The 13,339-nt window shown below is 69.4% G+C and carries 13 protein-coding genes; 5 read left to right on the forward strand and 8 right to left on the reverse strand.

Going from position 1 to position 13,339, the window contains the following annotated elements; all coding sequences use genetic code 11:
- Window positions 1–22 precede the first annotated feature (22 nt).
- Window positions 23–409, forward strand: coding sequence for a GtrA family protein (locus AP428_RS22975; protein ID WP_011548182.1), 387 nt, complete (start codon window positions 23–25; stop codon window positions 407–409).
- A gap of 37 nt (window positions 410–446) precedes the next feature.
- Here the strand turns inward: AP428_RS22975 and AP428_RS22980 are convergent, their stop codons facing one another.
- Window positions 447–1,937 (reverse strand): sigma-54 dependent transcriptional regulator, encoded by a 1,491-nt coding sequence (locus AP428_RS22980; RefSeq protein ID WP_011548183.1) that lies wholly within the window; start codon window positions 1,935–1,937, stop codon window positions 447–449.
- A gap of 455 nt (window positions 1,938–2,392) precedes the next feature.
- A complete protein-coding gene (locus AP428_RS22985; protein ID WP_011548184.1) occupies window positions 2,393–3,310 on the reverse strand; it encodes a metal-dependent hydrolase in 918 nt (305 codons plus the stop codon).
- A gap of 579 nt (window positions 3,311–3,889) precedes the next feature.
- Here AP428_RS22985 and AP428_RS22990 point away from each other — a divergent pair.
- Both AP428_RS22990 and AP428_RS22995 read left to right on the forward strand, forming a co-directional pair.
- Window positions 3,890–4,231, forward strand: coding sequence for an FKBP-type peptidyl-prolyl cis-trans isomerase (locus AP428_RS22990; protein ID WP_006479474.1), 342 nt, complete (start codon window positions 3,890–3,892; stop codon window positions 4,229–4,231).
- A 25-nt stretch (window positions 4,232–4,256) separates the two neighbouring features.
- Window positions 4,257–5,030: an AraC family transcriptional regulator gene (locus tag AP428_RS22995; RefSeq protein ID WP_011548185.1), complete on the forward strand. Its 774-nt coding sequence runs from the start codon at window positions 4,257–4,259 to the stop codon at window positions 5,028–5,030.
- A 59-nt stretch (window positions 5,031–5,089) separates the two neighbouring features.
- Here the strand turns inward: AP428_RS22995 and AP428_RS23000 are convergent, their stop codons facing one another.
- Window positions 5,090–5,533, reverse strand: a complete 444-nt coding sequence (locus AP428_RS23000; protein WP_011548186.1) for a GNAT family N-acetyltransferase — start codon at window positions 5,531–5,533, stop codon at window positions 5,090–5,092.
- Window positions 5,534–5,674: 141 nt separating this feature from the next.
- On the opposite strand from AP428_RS23000, the gene AP428_RS23005 reads away from it, so the two are divergent.
- Complete coding sequence (locus tag AP428_RS23005) at window positions 5,675–7,114, forward strand: MFS transporter (protein ID WP_041489414.1); 1,440 nt, start codon at window positions 5,675–5,677, stop codon at window positions 7,112–7,114.
- 10 nt (window positions 7,115–7,124) lie between these two features.
- Here the strand turns inward: AP428_RS23005 and AP428_RS36820 are convergent, their stop codons facing one another.
- Window positions 7,125–7,298 (reverse strand): hypothetical protein, encoded by a 174-nt coding sequence (locus tag AP428_RS36820; RefSeq protein WP_155123311.1) that lies wholly within the window; start codon window positions 7,296–7,298, stop codon window positions 7,125–7,127.
- Window positions 7,299–7,338: 40 nt separating this feature from the next.
- Window positions 7,339–7,809 (reverse strand): helix-turn-helix domain-containing protein, encoded by a 471-nt coding sequence (locus AP428_RS23010; protein ID WP_011548188.1) that lies wholly within the window; start codon window positions 7,807–7,809, stop codon window positions 7,339–7,341.
- A gap of 152 nt (window positions 7,810–7,961) precedes the next feature.
- On the opposite strand from AP428_RS23010, the gene AP428_RS23015 reads away from it, so the two are divergent.
- Window positions 7,962–9,197: an MFS transporter gene (locus AP428_RS23015; protein ID WP_011548189.1), complete on the forward strand. Its 1,236-nt coding sequence runs from the start codon at window positions 7,962–7,964 to the stop codon at window positions 9,195–9,197.
- A 321-nt stretch (window positions 9,198–9,518) separates the two neighbouring features.
- On the opposite strand, the gene AP428_RS23020 is transcribed toward AP428_RS23015, so the two are convergent.
- Genes AP428_RS23020 through AP428_RS23030 form a run of 3 tightly spaced genes read right to left on the reverse strand, consistent with a single transcriptional unit; the run spans window position 9,519 to window position 13,332 of the window.
- Window positions 9,519–10,685, reverse strand: coding sequence for a glycosyltransferase family 4 protein (locus AP428_RS23020; RefSeq protein WP_011694671.1), 1,167 nt, complete (start codon window positions 10,683–10,685; stop codon window positions 9,519–9,521).
- Window positions 10,685–11,869, reverse strand: coding sequence for a glycosyltransferase family 4 protein (locus tag AP428_RS23025; protein ID WP_011548191.1), 1,185 nt, complete (start codon window positions 11,867–11,869; stop codon window positions 10,685–10,687). The genes AP428_RS23020 and AP428_RS23025 overlap by 1 nt, the downstream gene beginning before the upstream one ends.
- Window positions 11,866–13,332, reverse strand: a complete 1,467-nt coding sequence (locus AP428_RS23030) for an O-antigen ligase (RefSeq protein ID WP_011548192.1) — start codon at window positions 13,330–13,332, stop codon at window positions 11,866–11,868. The genes AP428_RS23025 and AP428_RS23030 overlap by 4 nt, the downstream gene beginning before the upstream one ends.
- Window positions 13,333–13,339: the final 7 nt, after the last annotated feature.

The following is a 13,339-nucleotide window of genomic DNA, read 5'->3' on the forward strand; positions in this document are numbered from 1 at the left end:
TTCACGCAAACCACCGCCCACGATGATCCGTACCTTCCATGCCGCCGAGCGCGCCAGGCTGATCCGCTTCGGCGTGTCCGGTGTCGGCTCGACCGCGCTGCATGCGCTGATCGCCGCCGCGATGTTCGCGCTGTTCGACGCGACGCCCGTCATCGCGAACGCGACCGCGTTCGTCTGCTCGACCGCGTTCTCGTATCTCGCCAACACGCTGTGGAGTTTTTCGTCGCCGGTGACGTGGGGCAACTTCGTGCGCTTTCTCGCGGTCGCGATGGCCGGCCTGGCCGTGACGATGCTGCTGGCGCACGGCACCGACGCGCTCGGGCTCGCGCGCGCGTGGAGCATCGTCGCGGTCGTGCTGTGCGTGCCGCCCGTCACGTTCGTGCTGCACCGGCTGTGGACCTATCGCTGAAGCGGTCCGCACGCATCACACGCCTCGCACCCGCCGCTCAGCCGACGCGCTGATGCCCCGCGTCGCCCGACGGCGCGCCGTCGTGCCCGCCGCTGTCGCCATTCCCGCCGTTGCCGCCGTTGTTGTCGTGATCGTTCAGCCCGTGCTCGATCATCATCCGGTAGAGCGTCACGCGTGAAATGCCGAGTTCGGCGGCGGCCTTGTTGATCCGGTGGTCGTTGCGCAGTAGCGCGTTCTCGATCGCGGTGCGCTCGGCCAGCGCCCGCGCCTGCTCGAGCGTCACCGGTTCGGTTTCGCCGGGCGTATCGAGTCCGAGATCGTGCGGCGTCAGCAGCCGGCTCTCGGCCATCACGATCGCACGCCGCACGCGGTTGATCAGTTCGCGCACGTTGCCGGGCCACTCGTAGCGCCGCATCGCGTCGAGCGCGGCCGACGTGAAGCCGCTGATCTTGCGGCCGCTGTCGGCCTTGAATTTCTGCAGCACGTAGTGCGCGAGGATGTCGATGTCCTTGCCGCGCGCGCGCAGCGGCGGCTCGTGGATGCGCAGCACGCACAGCCGGTGATAGAGATCCGCGCGGAAGCGCCCGGCCTCGACCGCGCCGTCGAGATCGACGTGCGTGGCCGAGATGATCCGCACGTCGACCACGATCGATTCCTGGCCGCCGAGCCGTTCGATCTTGCCCTCCTGCAGGAAGCGCAGCAGGCTCGCCTGGCTTTCGACCGGCATGTCGCCGATCTCGTCGAGAAACAGCGTGCCGCCGTTCGCCGATTCGATCCGGCCCGCGCGCCGCTGGTTCGCGCCGGTGAACGCGCCGCGTTCATAGCCGAACAGTTCCGACTGCAGCAGGTGATGCGGAATCGCGCCGCAATTGATCGCGACGAACGGCCCCTTGCCGCGGCCGGAGCGCTCGTGAATCGCGAGCGCCGTCAGCTCCTTGCCGGTGCCCGACTCGCCCGAGATGAACACGCTCGCGTCGGTCTTCGCGACCTTGCGGATCGTGCTGAACAGCTGCTGCATCGCCTCGCAGTTGCCGATCATCCCGTGTTCGCCGATCGACGCCGCATAGGCGGCGCCATCGACGCGATCGAGCGCGGCCATCCCGCGCGCATGGCCGAGCACGTGCGAAATCCATTCGTACGGCAGCGGCAGCGTCACGTAATCGAAGCAATAGCTACGGATCAGCTCGCGCACGGCGGGGCCGATCGTGATGCCGGCCTGCGCGATGGAAATCCAGCCGATCGCCGGCTGGCTCAGGCACATCTTCAGCGCGGGATAGTCGCGCGACGTGAACCCGGTGAAATCGACCAGCCCGGCGGCCACGCTCACGCCGCAGGTCATGTTCTGCGCGGCGCCGGCCGTCTTCGCGACCGTGATCTCCCAGCCGAGCCCGCGCAGTTGCGCCAGCAACGGCTCGTCCGGCGTGCGCATGATCACGAACAGCTTGCGGCCGGCCTCGGGAGCGGTGACGGACACGTCCGTCATCTCGGGCGCCGCCGGCCCGTTTGCGTCGGGTGACCTTGCAACCATCGTTGTTCCCCGCTTGGCGTTGGTATCGCGCGCCGGCTCGCCGCCGCGTACGACGGACACGATCGAACCGACATATTGGCCGTATTTCCGTCCGAATAAAATCCCCCTTCGCATGAATCGCGCCGGAGGTCGACGTTGCCATGAACGGTATATCGATGCGGCAGGCCCGCGGCTAGATGGGTGTTATCCCGGTGGCGGGCGCCGTGCGCGACCGGCGAGGACCGGCGCCGAGCGCGCAAAGCCGCGCCGGTACTGGCGCACGGCGATGGCGAACGACGCGGCGCACGCATGACCAGCGGCGGCGGCGCATGCGCGCGCAACCGGTCGGCCGGGCACGCGGGCGCCCGTGCAACCGGTTCCGGTTGATTTTCGTCAATCGTCGGAAGAAGCGGGCTGATGCACGCACGCAACATGCGCGGCGCCCCGCCGAGTGGGTGGGGCGAGGGACGGCCGGGTCAGCGGCCCGATGCGAGCGGCGCCGGTGCGTTCGCGCGACCGCGGCCGGCCGGCGTGCCGCCGTGTTCGCCATAGGTGGCGGCCAGTGCGTCGACCCGCGCGAGATGATGGTGATTGTCGTGATCCCACGGGTGGAAGCCCGGCCGGAAAAAGCTCAGCCATTCGCCGGCGATGCGCGGAAACAGCCCGCGGCGCGGCCCGTACAGGAACGCGATCATCCGCAGCATGCCGCGCACGTGATGGCCGGCGCCGCGATCGCGCCACAGTAGCGTCGCATGCATCAGGAACACGGTCGGCCAGAACGTCAGCGTCGTCAGCAGATACACGCCGATGCGGATCAGGTAACGGCGGAGCCCCGGCTTCATCGCGGCATTCCACACGTCGAACGACACGGCCTTGTGCTCGGTTTCCTCCAGCGCGTGCCAGATCCACATCTGCCGGTAGCCTTCGACCGAACCGTCGAGGCGCGTCGGGTCGCGCAGCAGCCAGTCGGCGAGCATCGCCGTGTAGTGCTCGGCGGCCACCGTATGCGCGAGCTGTACCGAATGCGGCAGCTTGCGCTTCATGTAGCCGAGCACCGTCCACACGCGCTGGTCGAGCTTGCGCGCGGGCAGCCGGTTCGCCTGCATCAGCTCGTTGTATTCGATGTGCTCGCGCGTGTGCATCGCCTCCTGGCCGATGAAGCCGAGCACCTGCTGCTTCAGCACGGGATCGTCGATCCGGTCGCGATAGTTGCGCACCGAATCCATGAAGAAGCGCTCGCCGGCCGGAAACAGCAGCGACAGCGCGTTGAAGAAATGGGTCACGTGCGACCCGAGGCCATGCCAGTCCTTCGCGCGCTCGACCGGCAGGTCGAAGCGCAGGTCGCGGCGCACCGGCATGATCCCGGCTGCGGTGGCGGAAGCGGCTGACTTCATTGCATCGTTCTCCTGTTGCGGCACGGCCCGGCGCATCGTCCGACGCGGCCGGCGCCAGTCCGGGCGGCGCAGCGCGCGCCGCCAAAATCATGACATCGACAGATGTAAAGATAGGCCGCACGCGCCGGCACACGCAAGCCGCGCGGTAGATGCGCGCTTCCAAACAGGGCACGGTCGGCAACGCGGAAAAAACGGCGCTCGAACGACGCGCCGACGGGTCGGGATTCGAACGCGGGAGTGCGCGTCAGGGCGAGGTGCCGGATGCAGTGCGGCGCCCGGCGATCGGCCCGCAAGCCCCGTGTGGCGGGTCTTTCGCGAGATCGGGCAATGATCGTGCAGCAGGCTGTACATGAGCCGGCCACATCGATTCATACGCGCAGCGCACTGCCGTGGTGCAACCTTGGGCCCGCGGCTCGCGAAAAATTCAAACGCGCGTTCCAATTGCGTGTCGGGCGATCCCGCGCGCGGCGCTCCGCCACGCTTGCCGACACGCGTACGGCGGCACGAAATCCACGCGCGCCGGCCCGTTGCGCGCTCGCCTACAATAGCGGTTTCACGCAACCTCTTTCAGGAGAAATCATGTCCGTCATCACGACCGAATCGGGCCTCAAGTACGAGGACCTGACCGAAGGCACCGGCGCGGAAGCGCAAGCCGGCAAGACCGTCAGCGTCCACTACACGGGCTGGCTGACCGACGGTCAGAAATTCGATTCGAGCAAGGATCGCAACGACCCGTTCGCGTTCGTGCTCGGCGGCGGCATGGTCATCAAGGGCTGGGACGAAGGCGTGCAGGGCATGAAGGTCGGCGGCGTGCGTCGCCTGACGATCCCGCCGCAACTCGGCTACGGCCCGCGCGGCGCAGGCGGCGTGATTCCGCCGAATGCGACGCTCGTGTTCGAAGTCGAACTGCTCGACGTCTGACCCCGCATCCGGCCGTTTCCTTCCGATGGAACGCATCGCCTCCCCCGCCATCGCGCTGCGCCGCTACGACACGTGCGAAGCGTCGGACGTGCACGACTTCCACCAGGTCGTGCTCGGCGTCGACGGCGCGATGGTGATGGCGGTGGACGGAATCGGCCGTCGCATCGACCGGCACGCGGCCTGGCTGATTCCGGCCGGCGCGCGCCACGACTACGCGGGCCTCGGCGACAATCGCCAGCTCGTGATCGACCTGCCCGCCGCGTCGCTCGCGGTGCCTCAGCGACTGTTCGACCATGCGCGCGCCGTGTCGATCGACCCGGCGCTCACGTCGCTCGTCGCGCAGGTCGCGGCGGCGGCCGCGCAACACGATGCACCGGACGGCGACGCACGGCAGGCCGCCGCGCACCGTTTCCAGTGGCAGGCCGCGGCACGCCTGTGCGACGCACTGCTCGACGATGCGGGCATCGCCGCGCCCGCGTCGGGCCTCGATTTCGCGCGCATCGACCGCTGGCTGCGCGCGCGGCTCGCCGACCCGCTGCGCATCGCCGATCTCGCCGCGCACTGCGGCTACGGGATGCGCCGGTTTCATCAACTGTTCGTCGACGCCTTCGGCGAAACGCCGCATCGCTACCTGCAGCGGCTGCGGCTCGACGCGGCCGTCGTGCTGCTCGCCGACGGCCGGCATGCGCTCGTCGACATCGCGGGCAGCGTCGGCTTCGCGGATCAGAGCACGTTCACGCATGCGTTCACGAAGCGCTTCGGCGTGGCGCCGGGACGCTGGCGCGGCGAACGGCACTGAACGGTCAAGCGGCGCCGGTTCTCCCGCGATGGCGGATGCGACGGCCGCTCGCCCCGGCATCACGGCCGGACGCGCTTCGACAGCCGCTGCCCGTCCCGCATGAAGCCGTACCGCGCGTAAAAGCGGTGCGCATCGAGCCGATGGTCGCCGCTCGTCACCTCCAGTTTCACGCACCCCACCGACTCGAACCAGCTGTGCGCCGCTGCGATCAGCGCGCCGCCGACACCCTGCCCGCGACAGCTTTCGTCGACGACCAGACTCGTGATGCGCCCGAGATTGCCATGCGCGTGAAATAGCGCAAGCGCATGCAGGCTGATGCAGCCGACCACGCGATGCGCGATCGTCGCGACCAGGATGCGGTCGACCGCGCTCGGCAGCAGTGTTGCCAGCTTGTCGCGGATCATCTCGGGGGTCGCATCGTAGCCAAGCTGGTGCATCAGCCGTGCGATGTCCGCGTGATCGGCGATCTGCGCGTCGCGCGTCGTCAGGTTCGAGGGAGTCATCCGGACAGGCCTGTCGAAAGTCGATGTGCGCGGTGGCATGCGCCCGCCGCATTGCCATGTTAATCGCCGCGCACGGGCCGCGTATCGACGCTTCACGTCCCGCTGAAACATCGAATGTCCGTCGCCGCCTACGATGGACGCATGGATACGACCACACCGTCCCCCGCTTTCCCGCCCGCGCTGGCGCGCATCGTCGCCACCGTCAGCATCGGGTTCGTCGTCACGCAGCTCGACGTGACCATCGTCAATATCGCACTCGCGCATCTCGCCGCCGATCTGCACCTGCCGGTGGCCGGCCTGCAATGGGTCGTCGATGCGTACACGCTCGCGTTCGCGGTGCTGATGCTGTCGGCCGGCGCGCTCGGCGACCGCTTCGGCACACGCCGCCTGTATGTCGCGGGCCTCCTGCTGTTCGCGTTCGCGTCGCTCGCGTGCGGCGCCGCCGTCGCGCCCGCGATGCTGATCGCGGCCCGCGCGCTGCAAGGCGTCGGCGCCGCGGCCATGCTGCCCAATTCGCTCGCGCTGCTCAACGACGCGTGCCGGCATGACCCGCGCCTGCGCGCCCGTGCGGTCAGCGGGTGGACGGCGGCCGGGTCGATCGCGATCGCGGCCGGCCCGGTCGTCGGCGGCCTGCTGATCGCCGCGTGGGGCTGGCGCGGCATCTTCCTCGTGAACCTGCCGCTGTGTGCGGCGGGGCTCGCCGCCACGTTCGCGTGGGTGCCGGCGCGCCGCGAGCAGGCTGCCCCGGCGCGCTCGACCCGTTCGCTCGATCCGCGCGGCCAGTTCATCGCGATCGCGATGCTGACCGTGCTGACCGGCGCCGTGATCGAATGGCGGCCGCTCGGCTTCACGCATCCCGTCGTGGCCAGCGGTTTCGTGCTGGCGGCGCTGGCCGCGCTCGCGTTCGTCGCGGTCGAATCGCGTACGGCCACGCCGATGCTGCCGCTGTCGCTGTTCCGCCACCCTGCGTTCAGCACGGCCGTGCTGTTCGGGATCTGCGTGAACCTCACGTACTACGGCACCGTGTTCGTGCTCGCGCTGTACCTGCAACGCGCACGCGGCGAATCGGCGTTGCAGGCCGGGCTCGCGTTCCTGCCGCTCACCGGCGGCTTCCTGCTGTCGAATCTCGCGAGCGGACGCGTCGTCGCCCGCCACGGCCCGCGCGTGCCGATGGTGGCCGGCGCGCTCGTCGCCGCGCTCGGCTACGGGTCGCTGCATTTCGTCGATGCCGCGACGCCGCTCGGCGTGCTGCTGGTGCCGTTCCTGCTGATTCCGTCGGGCATGGGCTTCGCGGTGCCCGCGATGACGACGGCCGTACTCGCCTCGGTCGCGCCCGAGCGGGCCGGCATCGCGTCGGCCGTGCTCAATACCGCGCGGCAGGCCGGCGGCGCGATCGGCGTCGCGGCGTTCGGTGCGCTCGCCGGCGGCGGCGGTGCAGCGCAGGTCGTCAGCGGGTTGCGGATCGAAACCGTCGTGTCGGTCGCGCTGCTGGTCGCGGCCGCGCTGCTCGCGACCCGCGTGCGGACCGATGCGGATCGCGGTGCGCCGCGGTCGCGTCAGACCTTGTCGGCGCACGATTGAGCGCGTGCGGTCATGCGTCGCCGGGGTCGGGCTGGATCAGGTGACGCCATGGAAAGACGTTACGCCCGAAGTGGCTCACGTGCCCACCGCGGCTCGCCTGAATCACCATGAACTGCAAGCGCGGATGCGGCCCGTGCAGCGTGTCGGGTGCATCGGGATCGAGACAGGTATTTCCCAGATACAACGCGGGAGCTGCTGGCCGGTCGGGCCATCGCGCCTGATGCTCATCGCCGTGTCGCGCTCGCCTCGTCGTCGACCTTCCTGACGACCGTGTCGGCCGCCTTCACGGGCCGGCCGTCGTCGTGCCGCAGCGCGAGCTTGCGGATCGCACGCCCGGTGCCGCGATCGACCAGCACCGAATGCCGCTCGCCGCGCGCGAACAGGTTGGCCTCGCCCCACTGCCGCAGCATCACGATGACCGGAAACAGCCCTTCGCCCTTTTTCGTCAGCACGTACTCCTGATACGCGGTGCCGTCCGACGCCGGCACGACGTCGAACACGCCCGCGTCCACCAGCATCTTCAGCCGGTCGGACAGGATGTTGCTCGCGACGCCGAGACTCGCGCGGAAATCGCCGAAGCGGCGCACGCCGTCGAATGCATCGCGCACGATCAGCAACGCCCAGCGATCGCCGACGATATCGGTCGCGCGCGCCACCGGGCACGGCGAATCCGCAAGACTTTTCTGCCTGGCCATCTTTCTCTCCGCAATCGTGCCGGCCGCCTTCGCGGGCATGCCGGCCATCCGTGCGCGGGCCTCAGGCCCGCCACCCAACAAGTTGCATTTTAAAACTACTTTCCCTACACTCCAACCTAGTTTCAAATTGCAACTACATTGCGCGAGGAACCATGGAATCGTCCTGTCATTCCGGCACCGTTGCATCGAACGCGTCGACCGACGCGATCCATCCGGCCGAGGACGGCCGCCTGTCGTCGGCACGCGTCGCGCTGCTGGCCGTCTGCTGCGCGGCGAGCGTCGCGAACGTCTACTACGCGCAGCCGCTGCTCGATTCGATCGCACGGGATTTCGGCGTGTCGCAGGCCGCCGTCGGCGGCGTCATCACCGCGACGCAGCTCGGCTGCGCGCTCGCGCTGCTGTTCGTCGTGCCGCTCGGCGACCTGCTGAACCGCAAGCGCCTGATCGCCGTGCAGCTCGTGCTGCTGAGCGCGGCCTGCATCGGCGTGGCCACTGCACCGACGCGTGGCGCGCTGCTGGCCGGAATGGTCGCGATCGGGCTGCTCGGCACCGCGATGACGCAAGGGCTGATCGCGTGCTCGGCCGCCCTCGCCGGTGCGGGCGAACGCGGGCGCGTGGTGGGCGCCGCGCAAGGCGGCGTCGTGGTCGGACTATTGGCCGCGCGCTCGCTGGCGGGCGTCGTCACCGACATCGCGGGGTGGCGGGCCGTCTATCTCGTGTCGGGTGCGCTCGCGATCGCGATGCTCGTCGTGCTGTCGCGGCTGCTGCCCGATATGCGCGAACCGCGCACACGCATCGGCTACGCGGCGCTGCTGCGCTCGATGGTGTCGCTGCTGCGCGACGAACGCGTGCTGCGTGTGCGCGGCGCGATCGCACTGCTGATGTTCGCGGCGTTCAGCATCTTCTGGAGCGCGCTCGTGCTGCCGCTGAGCGCGCCGCCGCACGCGATGTCGCACACGCAGATCGGCGCATTCGGCCTCGTCGGCGCGCTGGGTGCAGCGGCGGCGGCCCGCGCGGGCCGGCTCGCGGATCGCGGGCGCGGCGAGGCGACGACCGGCGCGGCACTCGCGCTGCTCGCGTGCGCGTGGCTGCCGCTCGCGTTCGGCAATACGTCGATTGCATGGCTGGTCGTCGGCATCGTGCTGCTCGACGTCGGCGGGCAGGCCGTGCACGTCGTCAACCAGAGCATGATTCTCGGCGCGCGGCCCGATGCGCATGCGCGCCTCGTCGGCTGCTACATGCTGTTCTATTCGGCCGGCAGCGGGCTCGGTGCGATCGCGGCGACGATGATGTATGCGCGCGCCGGCTGGACCGGCGTCTGCGTGCTCGGCGCGGGGGTGAGCGTGGCCGCGCTCGGGGTGTGGGTGGCGACGCTGCGGCGCGCGTGAGGCGCGCGGCCATGCGGTCTCCGTGCTCCGCGCGGGGGCGAGTGGCCGTGCTCGGCGTGTGGGGCCAGCTGCGGCGCGCATGAGGCGCGCCGGCTGTGCGGATCGAACGGGAAACGCCGGCCCGCCCTCGGCTGGCGGCCGGCATGCGAAGCGGCCGCGCACGCGCGCCGATCGGGCTTTCGGTTCCGCTGCGGTTCGGCTTGGGGCATCGCCGCGGCATGGAAGCGGGCGCGCCGGCAACGTCGCGGCGCATGTCGGTTCCGCTTCGGTCCCGCTGTGGTCCCGCCGGGGTTCGACGCACACGGTGCGCGCCGCGAACGTTCAACCTGCCGCCTGGATCGCCTCTTCGTACACGCCGGCCACGCGCCGCGCGATCACCGCATTGTCGAAATGATCGCGTGCATAACGCTTGCATGCGGCCGCATCGGGCAGCGCGATCGCACCCGACAGCGCGCCGCCGAGCCCTTCGGCAATTGCATCCGCGCCCGTCGACGGCAGCACGAGATCGTTCGACAACCCGGCGACCGCCTCCGGCAGCCCGCCGACCGGCGTGACCAGCACCGGCGTGCCGGACGCCAGCGATTCGACCGTGATCAGCCCAAAGCCCTCGAGCGCGACCGTCGGCACGACACTGACCGTCGCCGCACGGTACAGCGCCGCGAGATGGTGATCGGGCACGAAGCCGAGCAGCTTCACGTTGTCCTGCAGCCCGGCTTCGTCGATGCGCTGCTGCAGTTCCTCGCCGATCTTGCCCTTGCCGGCGATCAGCAGCAGCACGTCCGGGTGGCGGCGCTTGACGATGCCGATCGCATCGATCAGGTCCTCCAGCCCCATGCGCCGCACGAGTCGGCGCACGGCCAGCACGATCGGCCGGTCCTGCGGCAGTTGCAGCTTGTGCCGCGCCTCGGCGGGCGTGAGCGGCGTGTCGAACTGCGCGGTATCGACGCAGCCGGGAATCACGCGCACGCGCGACGGATCGATCCCGTACCGGTTCGTCAGGATCTGGCCGAACGCCTGCGACAGCACGATCAGCCGCGACGAGCGCGTATACACCGCCTGCTCGAGATAGCGCTTCGCGCGCTGCCCGAGCGACGCGGCGCCCTCGACCTGGCTTTCGTCGGCCCACGGCCCCTGGAAGTGCGACACCTGCGGAATCCCGCGCGTCACGTCGAGGCCCGGGAACGTATACAGCGCGAAGTGCGACGAAATCACGTCCGGCCGCGCGCTGCGGATCTCGTCGCGCAACGCTCGCCGCGCGGCGAGCATCCGGCGCGCGAGCGGCTCCGACGCGGGACCGAAACCCTGGATCGCCCCGCCCGTGTCGTCGGCGACCTTCGGCGAGCCGGCCACGAGCCCGCGCACCTCGACGCCCGCGCCGGGCAGCGCGCCGACGAGCGAGTAGTACATCCGGTCGAGGCCGCCCGCGCGTTCGGGAAACCAGTGCATGCCGATCTGCAACGATTTGATCGGCCGGGAAGAGTGGGACATCACGGTTGCTCCTGCGTGATTGCATGCTCGACCCGCTCGAAGGCGGACGGCTGCGTGGGTTGGCCGATGCGCCGGTAAAGCGCGACGTACTGGGCGCCCATGTGCGCCCAGCCGAAACGGGTCATCAGTTCGCGGGCCGCGTCGCCCATCGCGCGGCAGGTGTCGCGCGACGCCGCGAGCGCGCCGATCGCCTGCGCGAGCGCGGCCGGATCGTCCGGGTCCTCCAGCACGATCCCGCATTCGCGCGTGATGATTTCCGCGCCGCCCGCCGTGCGCGCGGTGACGACCGGCAGCCCGGCCGCCATCGCCTCCAGCAGCGACAGGCTCATCGCTTCGTAGCGCGACGGAAAGACATACGCGTCGACCGAGCGCATCAGCGTCGGCATGTTCTTCACGAGCCCGAGGAAATGCACGCGCGAATCGATGCCGAGCGCGCGCGCCTCCTCCGGATACGGGCTGCCGGGCAGATAGCCGGCCACCGCCAGATGCACGTTGGCGGGCAGCTTCGTCAGCGCCTTCAGCACGGTGCCGAGGTTCTTGCGCGGCGTGCGCAGGTCGCCGACGAACAGCAGCAGGAACGCGTCGTCCGGCAGCTTGAACGCCGCGCGATCGGCCTGCGCGCCGGCGAATGCGCTGCCGTCCACACCGTTGTAGATCACGCTGATCTTGCGGCTGTCGATGCCGAGCCCGGCGATCTCGTCGGCCACCTTTTGCGACACGGCGGTGATCGCGCGCGAACGCTTGTACGCCCAGCGCTCGAGCACGGTATTCACGCGCGTGTAGACGTACTGGTAGGCCGACCACAGCCCCTTCGCGGGCCCGAACGGATAGTACGGACTCTTGAACCAGCCGCCGTGCACGAAGTGCGCGGTATTGACGTCGGCCTTGATCCACGAGATGAAGCCGTTCACGTGCAGTACGTCGTATTCACCGCGGTGCGCGCGCAGCCAGGCCGCGCTCTTCAGCGCGAACACCTGCTGCTTGACGAGATTCGACGGCCAGAAGCCGCCGACCTTCACCGGCACCCAGCGCACGCGCGGGTCGGCCAGCAGTTCGGGCGCGACGTGCGACGCGACCAGCGTGACCTCGTAGTTCTCGGCCAGCGCCGCGCGCGCGATTTCGTAATTGACGCGGCCCTGCCCGTCGTTATGTCGCACGACGTGCGTGACGATCGCGATTCTCAATGGTCGCCTCCCCGTGAACGCGCGGCGGCCAGCAGGCGTTGCGCCTTCTGCCAGTGCGCCGCGGCAAGTATCGAAAAAATGGCTGTGAACATCAGCAGGCCGCCGGTGCCGATCAGCGAGTTCGTGAACACGAGCATCGCGAAGGTCGACAGGCACAGGCTCAGGCACGCGCCGACGAACTTGTCCTTGCGCAGCTTGAACGCCGCGCGCAGCGTGCGGCCGAAAAGCATCACGACGCCGGCGAGATACAGCAGCGTGCCGGGCCAGCCGAGCACGAACGGCACGTTCATCACGCCGCTGTCGAAGCTGCCGTACTTGCCGAGTTCGCCGCTGTCGCTCGACAGCTTCGTGGACGCGCCGGTCGCGCCCATCCCTTCGCCGGCGACGTCGGTAAACGCCGTCTGCGCGAAGGTCGCGTAGAACTTGTTGCGGTCGTCGTAGCTGCGGTCGTCCTTCAGGTTCGTGATCGACTGCAGGCGCGCCCCGAGCCGGTCGGCCACCGGCCCGACGGTCAGCAGCGGCACGCACAGCCCGACCAGCACGACGCCGCTGATCAGAATCCGCATCCGCACGCGGTTGCTCGATTGCACGAGCTGGATCGCGAGCGCGATCACCCAGCCGCCCCAGGTCGAGCGCACGAGACACAGCGCGAACGACACGAAACCGGCCGCGCCCGCGAACCAGCGGATCTTCTGCGGCGCGACCAGCACGAATACCAGTGCCCCCATCATCGCGAACGCGAACGGCCCGGACGAATTCATCGTGCTGAACACACGCACGCCGTACGGCACCGGCTCGCCCTGCGAGCCCATCTGCGAGCCGACCATCCACAGCACGTCCCACTGCGGCATCACGAAATACTGCACGACGCCGTACAGGCCCATCACGAGCATGCCCCACATGAAGGTGGACAGCAGCACGTCGCGATACTCCGGATAGTTGCGCGCGTTCACCATGATGTGAAAGCCGATCAGGATCGGGTACAGCCAGTTCGCGAGGTCGTAGGTCGCGGCCATCACGCCGCTCGACACGATCCCGACCAGGTACGCATACACGAGCCCGAACAGGATCAGCAGCACCGGAATCCCGCGCCGCTGCGCGAGCACGCGGTAATGCCTGACGAGCCCCAGGCCGGCGATCATCGTCACCGCGAGCGGCGCGACCTGGATCAAACTCGTCGGCGTGAACGCGCCCTTCGACCAGTCGGCCAGGCGCCGCACTTCCGGGCTCAGGAACCACACCCACCACATGAAGCCCACGTAGCGTGCCGGGCTCTTGAAATACAGCCAGATGCCGACCCCGATGGCCAGCACCGGGAACGCGAGCGTCAGCACCTTGCCCTGGTGGATGGCGATCAGCGCGGCGGTCAACGCCCACAGCCCGGCCTGCCCGGCCCAGTGCTTCGGCTCGGCGAACCAGCTGCGGGCGCGCGACGGCGCGCGTTCGGCGGCAATCGTACTCATCGATCCG

This window comes from Burkholderia sp. E168m22 (assembly GCF_001319805.1).
Lineage (GTDB): Bacteria > Pseudomonadota > Gammaproteobacteria > Burkholderiales > Burkholderiaceae > Burkholderia > Burkholderia orbicola.